General features: G+C 42.3%; 15 protein-coding genes and 3 pseudogenes. 10 read left to right on the forward strand and 8 right to left on the reverse strand.

The genetic code is table 11. From position 1 onward, the window contains the following. Positions 1–360: 360 nt before the first annotated feature. A pseudogene (locus JJQ72_RS18545) lies at positions 361–969 on the reverse strand (IS3 family transposase); the annotation flags it as partial. Between the two features lie 57 nt (positions 970–1,026). Between JJQ72_RS18545 and JJQ72_RS18550 the strand changes: the two are divergent. The 3 genes from JJQ72_RS18550 (at position 1,027) to JJQ72_RS18560 (ending at position 3,219) form a co-directional block, all read left to right on the forward strand. Further along, complete coding sequence (locus JJQ72_RS18550) at positions 1,027–1,305, forward strand: DUF6881 domain-containing protein (RefSeq protein WP_208204560.1); 279 nt, start codon at positions 1,027–1,029, stop codon at positions 1,303–1,305. 555 nt (positions 1,306–1,860) lie between these two features. Further along, complete coding sequence (locus JJQ72_RS18555; protein ID WP_208204561.1) at positions 1,861–2,301, forward strand: hypothetical protein; 441 nt, start codon at positions 1,861–1,863, stop codon at positions 2,299–2,301. Positions 2,302–2,661: 360 nt separating this feature from the next. Beyond that, a complete protein-coding gene (locus tag JJQ72_RS18560; RefSeq protein ID WP_208204562.1) occupies positions 2,662–3,219 on the forward strand; it encodes a hypothetical protein in 558 nt (185 codons plus the stop codon). A 376-nt stretch (positions 3,220–3,595) separates the two neighbouring features. Here the strand turns inward: JJQ72_RS18560 and JJQ72_RS18565 are convergent. Next, positions 3,596–4,719 (reverse strand): annotated as a pseudogene (locus tag JJQ72_RS18565) (IS3 family transposase). Positions 4,720–4,927: 208 nt separating this feature from the next. Between JJQ72_RS18565 and JJQ72_RS18570 the strand changes: the two are divergent. Further along, positions 4,928–5,413, forward strand: coding sequence for a hypothetical protein (locus JJQ72_RS18570; protein WP_208204563.1), 486 nt, complete (start codon positions 4,928–4,930; stop codon positions 5,411–5,413). A 174-nt stretch (positions 5,414–5,587) separates the two neighbouring features. Here JJQ72_RS18570 and JJQ72_RS18575 read toward each other — a convergent pair. After that, a pseudogene (locus tag JJQ72_RS18575) lies at positions 5,588–6,460 on the reverse strand (IS3 family transposase); the annotation flags it as partial. A gap of 483 nt (positions 6,461–6,943) precedes the next feature. Here JJQ72_RS18575 and JJQ72_RS18580 point away from each other — a divergent pair. Then, positions 6,944–7,357, forward strand: a complete 414-nt coding sequence (locus JJQ72_RS18580; RefSeq protein WP_208204564.1) for a hypothetical protein — start codon at positions 6,944–6,946, stop codon at positions 7,355–7,357. Between the two features lie 184 nt (positions 7,358–7,541). Here JJQ72_RS18580 and JJQ72_RS18585 read toward each other — a convergent pair whose 3' ends face one another. From JJQ72_RS18585 to JJQ72_RS18595, 3 genes are all read right to left on the reverse strand, one after another. Next, entirely contained in the window at positions 7,542–8,753 is a 1,212-nt protein-coding gene (locus tag JJQ72_RS18585; RefSeq protein WP_208204565.1) for a hypothetical protein, read from the reverse strand. Positions 8,754–8,770: 17 nt separating this feature from the next. After that, positions 8,771–9,499 carry an NAD-dependent protein deacylase gene (locus tag JJQ72_RS18590; protein WP_208204566.1) on the reverse strand — a complete coding sequence of 243 codons (729 nt, stop codon included), beginning with the start codon at positions 9,497–9,499 and terminating at the stop codon, positions 8,771–8,773. A gap of 117 nt (positions 9,500–9,616) precedes the next feature. Continuing rightward, positions 9,617–10,600, reverse strand: a complete 984-nt coding sequence (locus JJQ72_RS18595) for a helix-turn-helix transcriptional regulator (RefSeq protein ID WP_208204567.1) — start codon at positions 10,598–10,600, stop codon at positions 9,617–9,619. Between the two features lie 129 nt (positions 10,601–10,729). On the opposite strand from JJQ72_RS18595, the gene JJQ72_RS18600 reads away from it, so the two are divergent. The 5 genes from JJQ72_RS18600 (at position 10,730) to JJQ72_RS18620 (ending at position 14,196) form a co-directional block, all read left to right on the forward strand. Next, on the forward strand, positions 10,730–11,665 hold the full coding sequence (locus JJQ72_RS18600) for a pre-toxin TG domain-containing protein (RefSeq protein WP_208204568.1): 936 nt from the start codon (positions 10,730–10,732) through the stop codon (positions 11,663–11,665). Between the two features lie 148 nt (positions 11,666–11,813). Continuing rightward, positions 11,814–12,326 carry a DNA polymerase III gene (locus JJQ72_RS18605; protein ID WP_208204569.1) on the forward strand — a complete coding sequence of 171 codons (513 nt, stop codon included), beginning with the start codon at positions 11,814–11,816 and terminating at the stop codon, positions 12,324–12,326. Between the two features lie 231 nt (positions 12,327–12,557). Continuing rightward, entirely contained in the window at positions 12,558–13,067 is a 510-nt protein-coding gene (locus tag JJQ72_RS20930; protein WP_481856869.1) for a helix-turn-helix domain-containing protein, read from the forward strand. A 151-nt stretch (positions 13,068–13,218) separates the two neighbouring features. Next, the gene (locus JJQ72_RS18615; protein WP_208204571.1) at positions 13,219–13,431 is read left to right on the forward strand and encodes a pre-toxin TG domain-containing protein; all 213 of its coding nucleotides are present in this window, start codon (positions 13,219–13,221) and stop codon (positions 13,429–13,431) included. A gap of 228 nt (positions 13,432–13,659) precedes the next feature. Continuing rightward, complete coding sequence (locus JJQ72_RS18620) at positions 13,660–14,196, forward strand: hypothetical protein (RefSeq protein WP_208204572.1); 537 nt, start codon at positions 13,660–13,662, stop codon at positions 14,194–14,196. A 493-nt stretch (positions 14,197–14,689) separates the two neighbouring features. On the opposite strand, the gene JJQ72_RS18625 is transcribed toward JJQ72_RS18620, so the two are convergent. Both JJQ72_RS18625 and JJQ72_RS18630 read right to left on the reverse strand, forming a co-directional pair. Then, positions 14,690–17,575 carry a DEAD/DEAH box helicase gene (locus JJQ72_RS18625; RefSeq protein ID WP_208204573.1) on the reverse strand — a complete coding sequence of 962 codons (2,886 nt, stop codon included), beginning with the start codon at positions 17,573–17,575 and terminating at the stop codon, positions 14,690–14,692. Further along, entirely contained in the window at positions 17,576–17,974 is a 399-nt protein-coding gene (locus JJQ72_RS18630) for a (deoxy)nucleoside triphosphate pyrophosphohydrolase (RefSeq protein ID WP_138224768.1), read from the reverse strand. It abuts the gene before it with no gap. Positions 17,975–18,004 lie beyond the last annotated feature (30 nt).

An 18,004-nucleotide genomic window follows, 5' to 3' on the forward strand; every position in this document is an offset into this window, starting at 1 on the left:
ACCCGAATTTCTTCTTAAAGCCCGCTGTTTTCAAGTGCTGCAGCACTTTTAGTTCTTTGAATGCCGATTTGATTTCATTAGGAAGTTGATTCTGATGGACGTTTTGCTCTATCATGTAGAGGACACCTCTTCTGTATGGTAGTGATTGCTCGACACTCTCACTTTACCAAATGAAGTGGTGTTTTTCTATTTTGCAACGATTATATTGAATACGCGATTTCTTCAGTTACACCATGCATTTAAGACGATTTTCGCTCTGCGAAAGTTGAGTTATTAATAAATAATATTTTAAAACCTTGATTGGCTAAATGGTCAAGCCCCCATGTAGTAGACACTGAATAATGGACTGTCAACAGTAAATCATACAACTTTTTTATGGGCCGCAGCTTTATACTGAACGGGCGTCATGTAACCTAGTGAACCATGAACCCGGTGTTTGTTAAACCAGTTCACATAATCATACAATTCTAGCTTTAAATGGTTAAGACTCTGGAACGACATCTGGTTAATGAATTCGGTTTTCATTACTTTGTAAGTCGCTTCAGCAACGGCGTTGTCGTAAGGACAGCCCTTCATACTGAGCGAACGACCGATGTCAAAGGTCTTTAACAACGTATCCATGACCTGGTTTTTAAACTCACTTCCACGATCCGTGTGGAAACACTGAATGTCGCTTAAATCGCCTTCTACTGTGGCAAAAGCGCGGGAAACTAGAGCAGCGTCCCTACGCGGACCTGCACTGTGCCCAATAATTTCTCTGTTAAATAAGTCGAGCAGTACACAAATGTAATGCCACTTGTGCCCGGCTTTAACATACGTCAGATCACTGACGACAAAGCGTTTTGCTTCTGTTTGATTGAACTCAAGTTTCAATACATTGGCTATGTTTGCATCATTACAAGCCGTTCTATGCGGCTTATACTGAGCCATTGTGTACGTGGACACAAGACCTTGCTCTTTCATAATCCGCTAGACTTATTTGGTAGAATTGTCCGTACAGGTAAAAATTAAAAAGGGGGCGATAGGATGCAGTTTTTGAAGATAGAATGGATACATGAGATTGCTGACGAACCGTATATTATTTATGCCGAGCTTGATGATGTAGGATATGAAAACAGAAAAATAGAGATATACAAAAATGGCAGGATTGGTTATGCTACACAATCCAGCGAATTTGGAGGCTCGATCTTGTCAGAGCAACCTTATCCAGCAGTTGAGGAGATTGCAGCAAATTCGGAGTTTATTCTAGTGCAGATAAGTAAAGAGGAATTTGAAAGTATATGGAATGAAAATGTAGAAGTGTAGATATATTAAAAAACCTTGATTGGCTATTAGCCTTTCAAGGTTTTTTCATTTTATAAGTTTTATGGTTAAACTTCCGTGTCGAGAAGATGTGTCAGGTTGGATTAAATAAAAGCAAAGAAAGCAGTTGCAAAATCGGGCACAACTTCAGTTGGCCACATGAATGAATTATAATCTCAAAATGCACAAGTTAGTCCTGCTTCAATTATTAATTATTCAGTGCCGTTCGAGATACATCACCAACCTTCGCGGAAATGACAACAGAAGTGAAGGCAAACAGCCCTGGTTTTTTACGACTAGTTAACTACGGATACACACCTGAAGGTCTCGATGCAGGACATCTGGTAAATCTGGTTGGATAATAATTGGGGTTCGACTGGAAAAGATATATATCTACTGCTAGGTCAGTATGGGTCAATAGCGGATATGTGGAAAATTAGGGATTAATCTATAAAAGACGCTTGGATCCCGTAATCTAAGCGTCTTTTATTTAAAAAAACCAGGATGAAACATTATTAACGGAGTATACGTTTAGATTACAAAGGGGGAGTTTGACTTATGAAGAAAAATATATTCGTCCCGTTCCTCATTATATCTTTGGTCGTTGCGATTTGTAACGGTTGCCAAAATAATGATCAAGTTAATTTAGAATCATCGAGTAGTACACCCAAAAAATTTGAAGCTTATTATTCCGGAGATATTACAAAAGTTGATTACATTGAAATGATTAGTGGGAGCTCTGGGGAAAAAAAGATTATCGATGATCAGGTGGAGATAAAAATGTGGATTGAAAATATTCGAGATTTAGAAATCGTTTCAGATCCAACTCAACAAGAATCAGTAGGTGTATTATTTCATGTTACTTTGTATGAAAATACAAAGAAAAAATTATATTTGACACCAACAACAATTAATCATATGCCCGTAAAACCAAATCTTGATTTAACTACACTTTTAAAAGAACTATATGCTGTGGAAAATAGTGGCCCTCAAAAGTAACCTCTTTCAGTTCCAATGGGAACCCTTAATTGTGTATCTTACTGTATCTTACTGTGTTAAATATTTAAAATTTGTAGACGTCACATACAGCGTTGTTAATTGGAGTCCACATCGTCATGACCACCCTATCTATATTCTTATCAGGCAGTATTGACATAATTTTTAGCAATCAGACTTCAGCCACTTAGTGTAGCGAGGAAGCCGGTATTCTTTACCCTGTTTTTTAGTGGTGAGATTGGATCAAACAAAGCGGTATCCTTCTTTATTACTTAATTGTGACTTTTTAGGATGGAATGCGTTTTTAATATTTAAAGGGATTATTTAGTTTAAATGTAATTGAATATATAGGGAGGTTTAAACATGGCTAAAAAAAGCATGGGGATAGCTTTAATAATCAGTTTAGCACTAATGTCTGGCTGTGAGAGCTCTACGAAGACCAAAGAAACAAATATTCAACCCAAAGATATTCAAACATATAATATGATTGTTAAAGAGGTCTACAACGATAATATTCCATTTGCACAGGATGGAATCTTTTACACAGATTCTGGAAAGATTATTGTAGGTTTAAAGGAAGAGAATGAAAATACTAAACAACTGAAAGAAAAACTTGAAACAAAGTTGAAAGATAAAGTGAAATTCATAGAGGTCGAATACTCAAGGTCAGATCTCAATCAGGCTTTAAATAAGTTGAAAACAAAATTGAAGGAAATTGATGATGCTGGTATAAAAATGACTCATATCGGAGTGGGAATTTCTGAACAAAAAGTCAATTTTGTTATTAATGAATTCGATAAACAACAGTTTAAAGACGTAAATGATGTTGAAAAATTCATTGAAAATTTAGTTACGAAACAAGAGAAAGAGATGCTTGATATTACTTACAATCCTGGCATGAAAACAGAAGTTGGAGGATAAAAATTTGCAATACATATTAAGGCTCATCCAACGTTTGCAGTGCCCAATCAGGGTTTGCTCGCTGGTACGATGCGCAATTGTAGGTTTTATCAATATGAATATATTAAAACCGCATAGTCAGGTCTGACACCGGACTACGCGGTTAGTTTGTTTAGAGCAATTTTTTTTTGCCGATGAAGACAATTCCTATATTTATTGCCAGAATAACGAAAAACGATATCCCGTAAATACCCGCTTGTACAAGCTGAGCGAGTCCATCAGGAGCACTGCTCCAGAGCCATATGAACCCTGCAAGCAGAATAACCCCGTTTAAAAGTGTAGCAGTCAATAGGGTTTTTAAGCTGCCGTGCTTAATACCTGGACTGTCAACAGTAAATCAGACAACTTTTTTAAGGGCCGCAGCTTTATACTGAACGGGTGTCATGTAACCTAGTGAACCATGAACCCGGTGTTTGTTAAACCAGTTCACATAATCATATAATTCTAGCTTTAGATGGTGGAGACTCTGGAACGACATCTGGTTAATGAATTCGGTTTTTATTACTTTGTAAGTCGCTTCAGCAACGGCGTTGTCGTAAGGACAGCCCTTCATGCTGAGCGAACGACCGATGTCAAAGGTCTTTAACAACGTATCCATGGCCTGGTTTTTAAACTCACTTCCACGATCCGTGTGGAACCACTGAATGTCGCTCAAATCGCCTTCTACTGTGGCAAAGGCGCGGGAATCTAGAGCAGCGTCCTTACGCGGACCTGCACTGTGCCCAATAATTTCTCTGTTGAATAAGTCGACCAGTACACAAATGTAATGCCACTTGTGCCCGACTTTAACATACGTCAGATCGCTGACGACAAAGCGTTTTGCTTCTGCTTGGTTGAACTCACGTTTCAATACATTGGCTGTGTTTGCATCATTACAAGCCGTTCTATGCGGCTTATACTGAGCAATCGTGTACGTGGACACAAGACCTTGCTCTTTCATAATCCGCCCAATACGGCGTCTGGAAACCGTGTATCCTTGCTCCTGGAGTTTCGTTTTAATCTTCCGTGTCCCATAGACTTTGCGGTTGCTTTGAAAGATCGCTACGATCGCTTTCGTAAGGATGCTCTCGTCTTCGCTTTCTTTCTCGCTTACTTCATAGTAAAAGGTGCTTTTAGCGATTTGTAGGACGTTACACATTGCTGATACCGATTATTTATCACTATTTTGTTTAATGATGTTTACTTTCGTCCCATGATCAGCGCGGCTTGCTTTAAAATGTCATTCTCCATTCGAAGTTGCTTCAGTTCTTTTCGAAGCGCAATAAGTTCATTCTCTTCAGCGCTTCTATTGTCTTTTTCAGAAAATGAGCCTGAGGTTTGGGATTGTTTGATCCAGCGATCTAGCGCAGATGGGCTGAGCTCATACTCATTTGCAATGGCTGCTCTTGTTTTCCCATTTGTATATAACTGAACCATTTGTCTCTTAAATTCTGCTGTAAATGTACGTCTTTCTCTTAGCATAGTAGATCCACTCCCCATGGTGTTGTTTTCATTCTACTAGCCCTTATTTTTTCTGTCCAACTAAGTGTAGCCGATTCAAGATTGTACTGTATATTGATGAGATTATTGATATCTCAAATCCTCAAACAGCTAAAATGATTCAAGAAATTAATAGTAAAGGTGTAAAAGTTGTGAATTCGCTCGAAGAGTTAGGGGGAGTATTGAAATAATGGGGATGTCATCTTTTTTATTATTTAAACGTGGGGAAAGTAATCCAGCAAATGATTTGCTGAGAGATCTTAATAAGATATGTGTAGAAGAGAATCTTTTCTTTGATAGTGATGAAGAAAGTTTCGATAGTGATGGGGCACTAAAATACACACGAGTATATATAAGTGACTTGCCATTTAGAGAGGATTATTCAAGAACTCTTAGTTTTAGTGTGTATGATGAACCATATGAATATCAATTAGTTAGTTTTAATTGGGATGATACTAATAATGAATATTTTAAAGCAGTAGTGTCTGACGATTTTGATGATAATGAAGATCTATTATTGCGATTTTTCCACGCTATACTTAAGATCTATCCGACATCAAAAATATGGATAGAGGAAGAATGGTTTTATACCCTAGAGGACTTAGATAATATTACTAATATGCCGTACATGAGTGATTGGTGTTATAAAGATCCAAGGGAATTAGCTCAAGGTTAGCTGTGATAGCAGATGATCTGCAAAAATGAGCTTCAAATGGGGCTGCCCAGCGCCCCAAGTGTTTGGATTAATTATCTAATTAAGTGCTTAGTAAACCAATAGATTGGCAGAGGAAGGTATGGAGTTGTCAAGAAAAGTGCAGTCTGAAAACACACTCATGAAGAAATCCTGTTGCTAAGCTGCGTGTGACAGCATTCTTTCACGGTAAATCGTTGGGGGCCAGCCCCCTGGATTCGTAGTGTAGATGCGCCGTCTATTGTAGTAGGTCATAATATATCTAAAGATGATCGATTTGATCTGCGCCATCGGGTGGTGTTCGGTTTTAATCTTATACAGCTTTTCTTTCTTTAACGTAGCAAAGAAGCTTTCCATTCTTGCGTTGTCATAGCAACGCCCTGTGCCGCTCATACTCTGAATGGCGCCGTGTTTAGCCAGACACGCGCGGAATGCCTGACTTGTGAATTGACTGCCGCGATCGCTGTGAACAATCATGCCGCGCGCGTTTCTTGCCTTGCACGCGTTCTCAAATGCTTGGATGCAGAGTTCCTTGCGCATGTTGTCGTCCATGGCAAGGCCGACGATCTCTCCGTTGTAACCATCCAGCACCGCGGACAGATAGAGTTTGCCATCCGAGCAAGGAACTTCGGTGATATCCGATAGCCACTTTTGGTTCGGTGACGAGGCGCTGAAGTCTCGTTGGATCAGATTTTCGCTCTTTTGAGCTGCGGCATCCTCACGTGTAATACCGTTCGGGTGACGCTTCGCTTTCTGCAGCAGCCCATGCTTCTTCATGAGGCGATAGACGGTGCTGTAGCTGGTGTGGATGTCTATTTGCGACAGCGCCAGCAGCATGCGCCGGGCACCGTAATTTCGATTGTCTTCATGTTCACTGATGATTGCTTTCATGTTGACCAGAAGCCGTTGCTGTCTCTCCTGCATGGGTGCAGGCTTTAGGCTACGATAATAGCCTGATTCGCTGACAGCAAGCGCTTCGCACATCTCCTTGACGGTCCATCGATCCCGTCGTTCACGGATGTAAGCATAGAGCTTGCATGCTTTTACCGCTTCCGGTCTTTTGCGAAAAAACCGAGTGCGTCCTTGAGAATTTCATTCGCGCGTCGCAACTCGCCTATTTCTCTTTCTAATTCGATTTCACGTGCCGTCTTATCGGCAGATGCATAAGCGCGTCCGCTCCCAATATGCGCTCCGTCGCCGTGCAAGGTTCTTTGCTTTCTCCATCCCTGCAAGGTGTGGTAGGCTACGCCCAATTGCTCAGCGGCTTTCTTTGGTCCAATTTCATCACTTCATCTTACCGCTTCTTCTTGAATGCTTTGTCGTTGGCAGCGCATCGTACCGGGCAGTGGAGTGCTACGAGTTGTGAATTTACTCGGGGAGTTAGGGGAGCATTAATATAATGAGGATGTTATCAGTACAATAGGGCCGAACACCGTCTGCGGAATGCCTTCTGGAGCGAGTGGAAGGACCTGGCTCACATTTCGAGTGGTTAATGGAGAAAGGAAGAATTATATCATGGTAGTGGATTTTTTAAGAGATTGCAAAAGGATAATCAGATTGAAAAACTTAGAAGCCTGGGATATTACGGTGAATTCAAAGAGCTGTAGAATCATTATTATCGATAAAAACAGACCTAGTGAAGATAGTGATTATCCGTGGATTCTAAATGGCATAGGAGAAGATAGAAGAAAAAACCATATAACTGTTAATGTTATCGCCATGAGTAAGCTATCTAATGATGAAGAAAACCTGTTATATCAGGTTTCTGAACACTTGATTGAACATGTAGCATTAGCCCATTGTAATGTAAGTGTTCTTTTCAAAGTGAAAGATCCGGAACAGTCTTTAGATGAGTTTTTAGCAGAAAACGTTAATTTGAATTATCGAGAGATTCCGTTTGATAAATTTATTCATTTTAGCCAAGATTAATTTAATGCGTAATCAACATGTAGAAGCAGCATTTTTATATTTGAGTCATTTTAGAAATGATAATAAAATTGTAAGTGACTATTCTGATTGCAAATCAATTCAGAAAAAGCTGATGCCGAGATTGAATCGACGTCAGCTTTTTTACTTATCCTAGCCAAAAACTTTTAAAAAAATCATACCTCCTTCAGCAGCTTGCTATACAGAGCTTTTCAACTTGAAGCGTATAGTCATGTGCATTAAATACATGGACATATTGGTTTAATGTTATTTTTCCGATATCATTGATCGTGTGAAATACAATTACAGGATGTCCACTGGAATTATAGTAAAAATAGGGCTCCCAATTCGCCGGAGTCTCTTTGACCAGGGTCCATTCATAGAGACTCAAAGGATCCTCTGCTGTATCAAGCGGCAGAAATACATCCCTTGCCCAGGAAATCTCATGTCCTTGAGATCCCAGATTGTGCAGTTCGTGGAATACAACGGCTGCCTGCAAATAAGACAAAGGCGTCTTATCCCCATCAATGGCTTTCATAAAATCGTCTAGGACACCCACGCTTCCATTAGCTCCGTCGCTATTTTGATAAGCGTCTAATGTGTAACCCTCTTTAATGCGGAGATGCGAATACCCTTTTACAATACGCTCTATACTCACAGCACTCATAAAGCAGCTGCTATTCGGTTTTATCTTAGTTTCTGCGGGTTCAAGGTCAGTCAAAAGATTCGGTTTGACCGCATGAACAGGAAACCGCTGTATGGAAGAAACGGATACAATTTGATTGTATTGCTGAATGAGATCGTCCACCATTTTAGGACGGTGGGTGGATATAAGAGGACATGGATGATAATAGTCGTCGAACCGGGTGTGCTTTTTCCCAAAGTACGGCACATTAGCCTCAGTAATTAGACTCAGCCACTCCTGCTTTATACGCTTTAGATTGACCCACTGGTTATGTTGTTCCACTCCCCATCCTAATAGAAACCAAGGGTGAAGCTGGACTTCACTAACCGGGACAATGGACTCCATGATATCATATTCACCGGATTGTACTAAAGATTCGAATTGATCTATAGCATGAATGGACTGGGTATTTCGCAGGTTGAACAAATTATAAATATGGAAACGTCCGGAGATTGAATCTTGCTTGCTATAGATCCCTTTTATGATAGCAATGAGCTGCTGCATGGTTGGATCCGGCGATTCAATAGATCCCGCAGCAGTTCCTGCTGTATTTAGTTGAAGCGTCAAATGCCGGTCAAGCTTAGCTGAGCCAGGATTGAGCATCAAACAGGCTCCTAGCGATTGTTCTGACTCTCCGAATTGAATATATGTCTTGGTTCTAAAGACCAAATCATTTCTTTTCTCAAAAGCTCCATACACTTTCGGCTGCTTCATAGTTAGCCCATTCCTCTCTATTCCATATCATGTAATACAGGTGTTTGCAGGGAGATATCCTCAAGGAAATCACCGATGTTCGTGTCGTGTATCACTGCATCTGCAAGGGAATCTAAGGGTGTAGGGTCATGGTTGACGATCACCAATCTAGCGCCATGCTCTTTGGCAATCTGGGGGAACAGGTTGGCAGGCGAAACGACCAGGGAAGAGCCCAAGACGATAAACAGATCAGCTTGAGCGGATTCTGATTCAGCATCAGCCAGAGACTGGTGATCCAGAGATTCGCCAAACAGTACGACAGAAGGTCGGATGAAGCCGCCGCAGCTGCAGTAAATTTGTTCATTGATGTAATATTCGGCGGGATATTTGGCCTTGCAGATCCGGCAGTGCAGCTGCTGAATGGTTCCGTGGAGAGTAATCACATTGCGGTTTGCAGACTTCTGATGCAGAAAATCTGTATTCTGAGTGATGATCGATTTGACATGAAGCTTTTCAGCCCAGGTGTTTAAGATGGCGTATCCCTTATGAGGCTGAATGTGCTGTAATGCCTCAATACGGCTGCGGTAAAAGGAAACAAAATCGCCAGTGTCCTGCTCCATAGCTTCTACGCTTGCTAAAGACTGCGAATGAGTTCCCCGCCATAACCCTTGGCTTGATCGGAAATCGGGCACTCCACTTTCCGTACTCATCCCAGCTCCGGTAAAAATAACGGTGTACCTGGATTCCATCAACCAACGTGCAATCATCTTCTCACCTTCCTCGACGATTAATTATTGTTTTGTATATCGTGATTACACCATACGAACTGTTCAAATTTTTGAGAGGGTAGTCTGATTGAATGTGTAGTTTTAAAGCAACATGCACTATGTATACAGCTGACTCATTTTCTCAGCTTCTTCTTTCATTCTGCTGACCAGCGAGCTTGGCGATATCACTTTAGCATCGCTTCCCCAGGTAAGCAGCCAACGCAACAGACCATCGCTGACCGCGGCTTTGATCTTAATGGAGAAAGTATCGGCATCGACTTTACGGATCAGCACATCTGTTCCGAACCGGTCAATGACGACATTCACAAGCTGATTACAAAACTGGATTTCTACATACTCCTCCTTGCCAGGATACATATTAAAGGATTGCTGCAAATGTTTCGCAATATTAAATTCCGTAGCTGCAAAAAGATCTTCAGAAATAGTAAGTCCCTTTATCCGATCTACACGATAATGCTTAATCTCATCTGACTGGGAGCTTCTGGCCACAAGGTAGTAATAGTCATGGTTCCAAATTAGGGCCAGAGGGATTACCGAATAGACTTTACCTTGATGGCGGAGAACAAATTCTTTCTGCACGTTGTAATTCCCGTATTGGAAGTTAAGCGTTCTTCGCTCGTTGATGGCAGTATGGATGTGATCAATAAAGTAACGGACTTGAGCATTTTGGGCTTTTGCAGAAGGGTTTACCGTAATTTGATGATGCAGCTTTCTGGCCTGGTGTCTGCTTGCTAACGTTTTGATTTTCTTTATTAGCTTGTGGGTCTCTTCGGCGGTGATACATCTAGCGGAAGAGACAGCATCCACCAGCATTCTGAGTTCGTGGACCTCAAACTTCCTGGCCTGATGGCGGTAATAGTCAGTCTGTGCTTCCTTGGCTTCTTCAATCTGAAATCCGCTGTTGTGAAGATCGACTAGGGTGGTTTTAATCGTGTTCCTAGAGACCTTATAATCGCTTCCAAAATGGATTTTGAGCTGGTTTGCGATTTCACTCAAAGACAGTTCATGGTCTTCATCTGTGTGATCAAGCAATATATCTCTGATCTTCATAGATCGCTGGAGATTTGTGATGTCAGGCATGGGGATCAGCTCCTTTTCAATAGCTTCTCTTCTATTCTATGATATGTATAGGGCTTAAGGGTATCCTGTGTTGAATATTTTGGAAAAAATGAGGGCGATGTACCTATTTCCGGTTAATGGTAGGATGGAATGACGCGGGAGCGATTCTATGGTGATTTCCAGCAAGCTGCCCGTGAGATGAATCTGACTGTAGAGCATATGCATCAGGTTCATGTTGAACTAAAACGTGCGGTGATCAAGTTCAGAACCTTGGATAACAGCATGGACCCAAGTGCTGTAGACTCGGGAACGCTCGCGAATTTTGGGGGGACATCAGCGGCGGGGAGAGATGGGTCGACAACAGCAGGAACTAAGGGCTCGGATCATACCCTGCTGTTTACAGATAAAGACGGTCAGACCGTCGCGGAATTTAGCAGCAGCTCGAAAGTGGAGAACCTGATCGGTGAGTATCAGGAAGATGAGGAAGGTAACGTTACGTTTGCTGGGCAGAATGGGTCCCAACTTTCCGTTAACACCGATAATTTGGACCATCTGCTGGAGCAGTATAAGGATGAGAAGGAGTTTATCACAAGACCTGAGGTTCTCTATGCTCCTCGGACTGGCACAGCCGATTTTTTACAGTATGCCGTGGACAAAGGCTATGACCCCATCACGTTCGAGCCCATGGATGAGACACCGAATCCCCATGCCCAGAATGTGGTGAACTTTAATCGGATGCGCAATGTGGTCAGCGATCAGCTGCACAACGAACCGATCCGCATCCAGATCCGGGATGCTGCAGATACCGGACTCAATGCCATTCCGGTGCTCGGCACGATAAAAGGAGCGGTGGAGCTATATACCGGTAGAAGTATGGTGACGAATGAAGAGCTGTCGACGGTGCAGAAAGGGTTTACCGTGGCCTCCATGATGCCCCTCACAGCCGCTTTCCGGCCTGTAGGTAAGATGTTTAAGGGAGCGGGTAAAAGTGTGGATGATGTGGTTGAGGGAATAGGTAATGCTCCAGTCCTGACAAGGCATTTTCAAACTGGCCAAACCCCAATAATCCGAATCCAAACCGAATAACAAAGTATTATAAAGAATTTGATGGAAACATCAGTACGCCTGATACTCCAACGGGAAGTCACAGAGTTTTTGAGCATCTAGATGACCCTACCAGAAGTTCACACTTCCCTTATGTGCCAAAAAATAAAGAATGAGTGGGTGAAAGAACGTGAGTTTATCATTGTATCATGCTTATTTACCTGAAAATCATGCGCATTTTGTTCCGGAAGAACAAGTTATGCAAGAAGGAATACAATCTTTTACAGAGTCTAATAATCGTTATAGCAACGGTGGTAGAGTGAAAATTGAAAAGACTGAAAGTTTGAGACCTGTAAACACCCCTAATTGGGTCAATTTTAAAGAAGCTATAGGTGTTGATATATCTAATCGTTTTTTCAAGTCATATTGTTTCCCGGTGTTTACGGATAAAATTCGTGTATTTGATGCTGATATTTCTATTTCTATTTATGACCAGGCATTCTACGATGATTTCAACGCTTTTGATGAGGAAGCATTAAATTTTGATACCGGAAAAAGTATTGAGTATTGGATAAAATTGTATTGGGACAGCATGATGACACTTCAAGAATACTTTTTGAAAAGACCTTATCCAAAACCAGAGATACTAGTTTTTGAGTCAATACCTAAAGAGATTATTCGAGTATGTGAAAAAAAATCATGACAATATGGATTGAACAAAGAATGCTTAATTCATAGAGCACACTTAGCCAGGATTTCGCAGACTTATTCTCACCCATCCACATACCCAGAACCTCTGTATTTCGCTTCGTCGCTATACCTTGTGGCTTAAAGTCTGAATCATAGAAAAATAGTCAGTACTGCTTGTATTACATTAATAGGAGCGGATTGACGATGTGGACTTCGTTAAGCAGCAATGAGAATAGTCATGGACATGTTTAAAGTAGCTTTGCAATTGGAAAAACCGTGGGAACTTACGCATATTGAGTTTAACGACCAAGATCAAGCGTGGTACTTGCACTTGGATTTTGAGCGAGGATCTGTTTTTGCATGTCCTCAGTGCGGAACGCAGTGTAAAGCATACGATAGCGCCATGAAGCACTGGAGGCATCTGGACTTTTGGGATTGGAAAACATATATGCACGCCAGAATGCCACGGGTGAAGTGCAACACTTGTAATAAGGTGACGCAAGTTTACGCTAAATGGGCCAGGCCTCTGTCTCACTTTACCTTGTTATTCGAAGCGTGGGCAATGCGTTTAATGGCCGAAATGCCCGTTAATGCAGCGGCCCGCGAATTGCGAGAGCACGATACTCGGATGTGGAGAATCTTTCACCACTACGTAGACAGCGCTATGTCGGAGTTGGATTTTTCAAGCGTAAGCGTATCGCTATTGATGAAACCTCCTCTAAACGCGGTCACCGTTACATCACCTTGTTTGTAGACGTAGACCGTAAGATCGTGCGTTACATTTGCTGGGCAGAATGGGTCACAACTTTCCGTTAACAACGACAATTTGGACCAGCTGCTAGAGCAGTATAAGAATCTTAAGGAATTTTTCACGAGATCAGAAATACTGTATAATCCTCGGAGGAATGCAGCCAGGGCTCGGCACAGCAAAAGGACTCATTGAACTCTTCACCGGCAAAAGTATGGTGACGAATGAAGAGCTGTCGACGGTTCAGAAAGGTTTTACCGTGGCCTCCATGATGCCTTACACAACCATTTTTGGACCGGTAGCTAAGATGTTTAAGGGATGGGGCAAGGGAGCGGACGTTGGTGAGGGAGTTGTTGCGCAGATAAGTTAAAGGGAATCCTACAAAGTTCAGACGCTATCAAATCTACTGTCACAGATATCGGTGGTGGTCAGTTCACTAGAACAGTGATTGTTGGAGAGATAATTGGTAACTCACCCTTGAAATATGGGGGTGAAGATACCGCTTGGATTAAAATTTTCACTGACAAAGCAGGTAATTTAATTACAACTTATCCTGTTCCAGCACCATGAGAATTAAGATTAGAAAAGGGTGATAGAAATGCAATACTTCGAAACAACATTGGATGATTACATTTGGGAAGATTTTAAAAGCTTAATGAGCAACCCTTTATTATTTAACAGCTACTCCGATTATTTTTCAATTTTGGTTGAGTGGATAAAAAAGTATAAGGACGATTTGGAAAATTCAGCGTATTGGAATAAGGTTGGAACTGTGATAGATGTAGATATAAAAGAATATATTTCAACAAGGCCAGAGATTTTGCTTAACCAAGAATCAAAAAGGATGTTTAGTTTGAAACCAGATACAGTAGATTCTTTTGTAATGAGGTTGGGTAACACACTGTGGGATTTGGTTAAATTTCGTTCAGGGAAAGATTGTCCTAGATGTAAAGATGATGAATTGAATTATGTTGTTGCTGAAGTTCTAAAGACAGCGGAGAAAAAATTAATTTTAGAATGTGATACATGCGGTCGGGCGTTGAATATTGATGGAACGGAATGGTCCGATGGAGTGGCTCTCATTCTTCATCCGGCAAATGAAACAGTTGTTAATAGATGTATAGATGCGAATTAGGCATGTACTATATTTTCCTTGATTGGTTTTATGCCTATCAAGGTTTCTTTTTATTGTCACTCCCCCACACATAAAATAATTTCTGCATTTTGTTTATTTTAACCGAATGCGTCTAGAGGTCAGCGATCAGTTGCACAACGAACCGATGCGTATGGCTATACGGGATACAGCAGATGCGGGGCTGAATATGGGCCTCTATGCTGCCGTTCACAGCCGCTTTCCGGCCGGTAGGTAAGATGTTTAAGGGAGCGGACATTGGCGAGGGAGTTGCTGCGCAAGCGAGTAAAAGTGTGGATGATGTGGTTGAGGGGACGAGTGTTGAATTAGCCAAGACAAATCATTAAAAAGAGTAATATTTCGGTATTTTGTTTGGTGCATTCAATCAGAACCAACTGCATCCCAATTACACACTTATTGATCGGGTAGTGATCGTACTGACGAAGTGAAGCAGGCGTCGCATCAGAGCGACGCCGCTTCCCTTACTACACAATTCTCAAGTCAAATACCTATAAAGCTTGCTATCCACAGACTGCTCCAGTACTAGGTTAAGATGCACAACAGAAATGGAGTTGCCGTTATTATCGAGCATAGACCCCTGGACCGCGCTTTGAGGATCGGGATGAGCTTTACCCAAATAATAGAACTCCGTTCCTTCCGCATCGTCCTTTTTGATGAATACATGCAAGTCGATTCCCCGCTCGTCTGCCTCAAGGATTGTTCGGACTTCTTCCGATTCCAGAGTTCGTCTGCTTCTTGTCGACCACTTCAACACCTCTGGAGAAATGAATTCCTCCTGATAGTTCGTGCTTGCTTCAACCCCTTCATGCTTATGATAGGTGACAAAGATGGGGCAGGTCTGATACTTCGTCTTGTACCCATACATGGTGGAGCTTTCATCACTCAGCCAATTGAGCAGCTTACAGGAATCCTTCCGGGAATACTTTTTATAGAGCGTAAGGTGTTCATGGCAATCATATTGCTCCGTGATATGTGAAGCGGCTTGGATGATGTCGGTAAGCATTTCCTTAAAATATTCATTGTTCTGCATGGACTGCGACAACACCGGATGAAATACAAACTGCTGCGCCTCCGTGAATACGACGACGGGGGTGTCACCATATTTCTTCCTTGTCGGCTCTGTGAAAAAGGACATGTCCAGCACACGTTTCACGGAATCCAGTGTTTGCGAATCCACAGAACATCTATGCTCACCAAGAGCGTGGACCCATTCCTGGGCTGTAACACGACACGCTGTGAGTAACTGGCTCAGCAAAACAATCTCATGCCTGCGTTTACCATTCAACACTTCCGCCGACAGCATAACCAAATACTTTTTCTCTTGATCGGTTAGCAGAGGAACTGGCTCTTTAATCTTTTGCAAAAAATGATAATAGCTCCCGTGCTCATCTGAGAAAATCAGCGGATCGATCGAGCCGTGCTCCAAGAAATCCAGGTGCGTAGGGATGCGGTTTAAACGATTTTTAAGCTGAATATATTCCTCTCTAAGGATCTTCAGCGCGGTTAAATTACTATTGCTGATGGATTGAAAGATCTGTTTCTTGGCAACTTCCTCGAAATTAATCGTCGAGATTCCGTTGATAAAGCTCGTGTCCTTCATATGACGGCGGATATTATCCTTGTTCTGCGACTTATCTCCAGAGAGCGCAATCGGAATCAGGTAGTTATTTTTATAATTTCCGATAAAATCAATGATCGTCACAAATTCCTTACCCGCATGTTTACGTAGGCCGCGTCCCAGTTGCTGAACAAATACGATGCTGGATTGTGTCTGGCGCAGCATGACCACCTGGTTAATGCACGGAATATCGATTCCTTCATTAAAGATATCCACGGTCAGGATGTAGTCCAGCTGCCCATTTTCCAAATCTGTGACACAGCGAGCCCGTTCTTCTTGACGGTCATCTCCTGTTAACGCTACGGTTCGATATCCTCGCATATTCAGCAGCTTAGAAAGCTCGAGCGCTTCTTCTTTCCGGCTGCAAAAGATAAGACCTTTTACCGTCTCGCCGGAATAACCGTAGTACTCCATCTTTTCTATTAGATAGGCTACCCGTTCATCCGAAACGAGCTGAGAGAGCATTACGGTATCGTCGATCACTTGGCCATTATATTCAAAATCGGTCACTCCAAAATAATGAAATGGACACAGCATATCTTCTTCCAGCGCTTCTTGCAGACGAATCTCATAAGCCACATTGTAGTCAAACAACTCATAGATGTTGAAGTCATCCGTCCGCTCCGGCGTAGCGGTCATCCCAAGCAGAAATGCAGGTTGAAAATAATTTATGATGTTAAGATACGAGCTGGCCCCGGCCTTGTGCACTTCGTCTATTAAAATGTAATCAAACGCTTCAGGATCGAAGCTGTTTAGATTGGAGGCTTTTGATATCGTCTGGACAGTAGCAAACAGATATTTGGCATCCGTCTCTCTGCTGCTTCCAGATAAAATGCCATAGTCTCGATCTTCACCACCAAGGATTCGCTGGTAATCGAGCATGGCTTTTTGCAAAATTTGCTCCCGGTGAACGACAAACAGCATACGTTTAGGGGCAAAGTTTCTGACGTCAAATGCGGACAAGTACGTCTTGCCTGTACCTGTTGCCGAAATTACGAGCCCTTTCTGCGCTCCGGTGGCGCGCAGATCCTGAAGATTTTTTAACGCGTTCATCTGCATCGTATTTGGCACAATAGAGCTGAACACCGTCTGCGGAATGCCTTCTGGAGCGAGCGGGAGCACCTGGCTCACATCTCGAGTGGCTTTTGTAACCTCTTCGTATAGAATCTGATAAGCATCAATCCACTGGCTGGACAAAGGGACGGATTCATCCCAGACCTTATTGAATTCACTTTGAAACTGCCCCAGGAGACCGCCATGCTTAAAAGAAGTCAGCTTCACGTTCCATTCATAGTTGGCTTTTAGGGCAGATGCTGTCAGATTGGAGCTTCCTGTAATAATGGTGGAGTATCCTTCATGGTGAAACAGATAACCCTTCGCATGAAACCCACTCAGGTCTGATAACCGGACCTCTACGTTGGTGATTTTCAGCAGCTCTTTATAGATTTTTGGCTGATTAAAGTTAAGATAGTTGGAGGTCAGAATTTTACCCGTAACCCCGCGCATGTTCAGGTCGAGCAAATGAGACTTCAGTGTAGCCAGTCCACTTTCAGTGATAAAGGCAACAGAGAACACGAAGGATTGACAGTGATCCAGTTCTTCCAGCAGTGGCGTCAGGACATAATCCTTGCTTCCTTTGTTATTCACCAGCAGCTTCGGCTTGTATTTGTCCAATGATTCCTGTTGGTGATTGATGAACGCCCAGCTTAGAGAATGGTTGAGCTGTTGAGTAGAGGTATCCATCTATGTAATCAAATCCTTTTGAATTCGGTGTACGGCAGGAATGTCTGCGGGTGCCCAATCCAAGGACATGAGCTCATCCGGATACAGCCAGGAGATGTCGACATGTTCAGTAAGCATAGGCTTTCCGTTTAGAAGGCGGCAATAAAAAGTAGACAAATGCACAATGCCAAAATCATATTCATACACGGTCGTTTCGATGTGCTCGCCAATCTCGATGCTGCAATGCATCTCTTCATCGATCTCGCGCTTCAATGCAGCCTGTGGCGTTTCGCCTTCCTCAATCTTGCCGCCGGGAAATTCCCACTTGTATGCTAAAGCTTTTGTAGCCCCGCGCTGGGCACAGAGAATTTTTCCATTCTCGATAATGACAGCTCCGACCACATGGATGTTCTTTTTCAATTCATTTCCCTCCGGTCTTGCATTCTGGTA

The sequence above is a fragment of the Paenibacillus sp. F411 genome, assembly GCF_017582705.1.
Taxonomy (GTDB): Bacteria; Bacillota; Bacilli; order Paenibacillales; family Paenibacillaceae; genus Paenibacillus_AQ; species Paenibacillus_AQ algicola.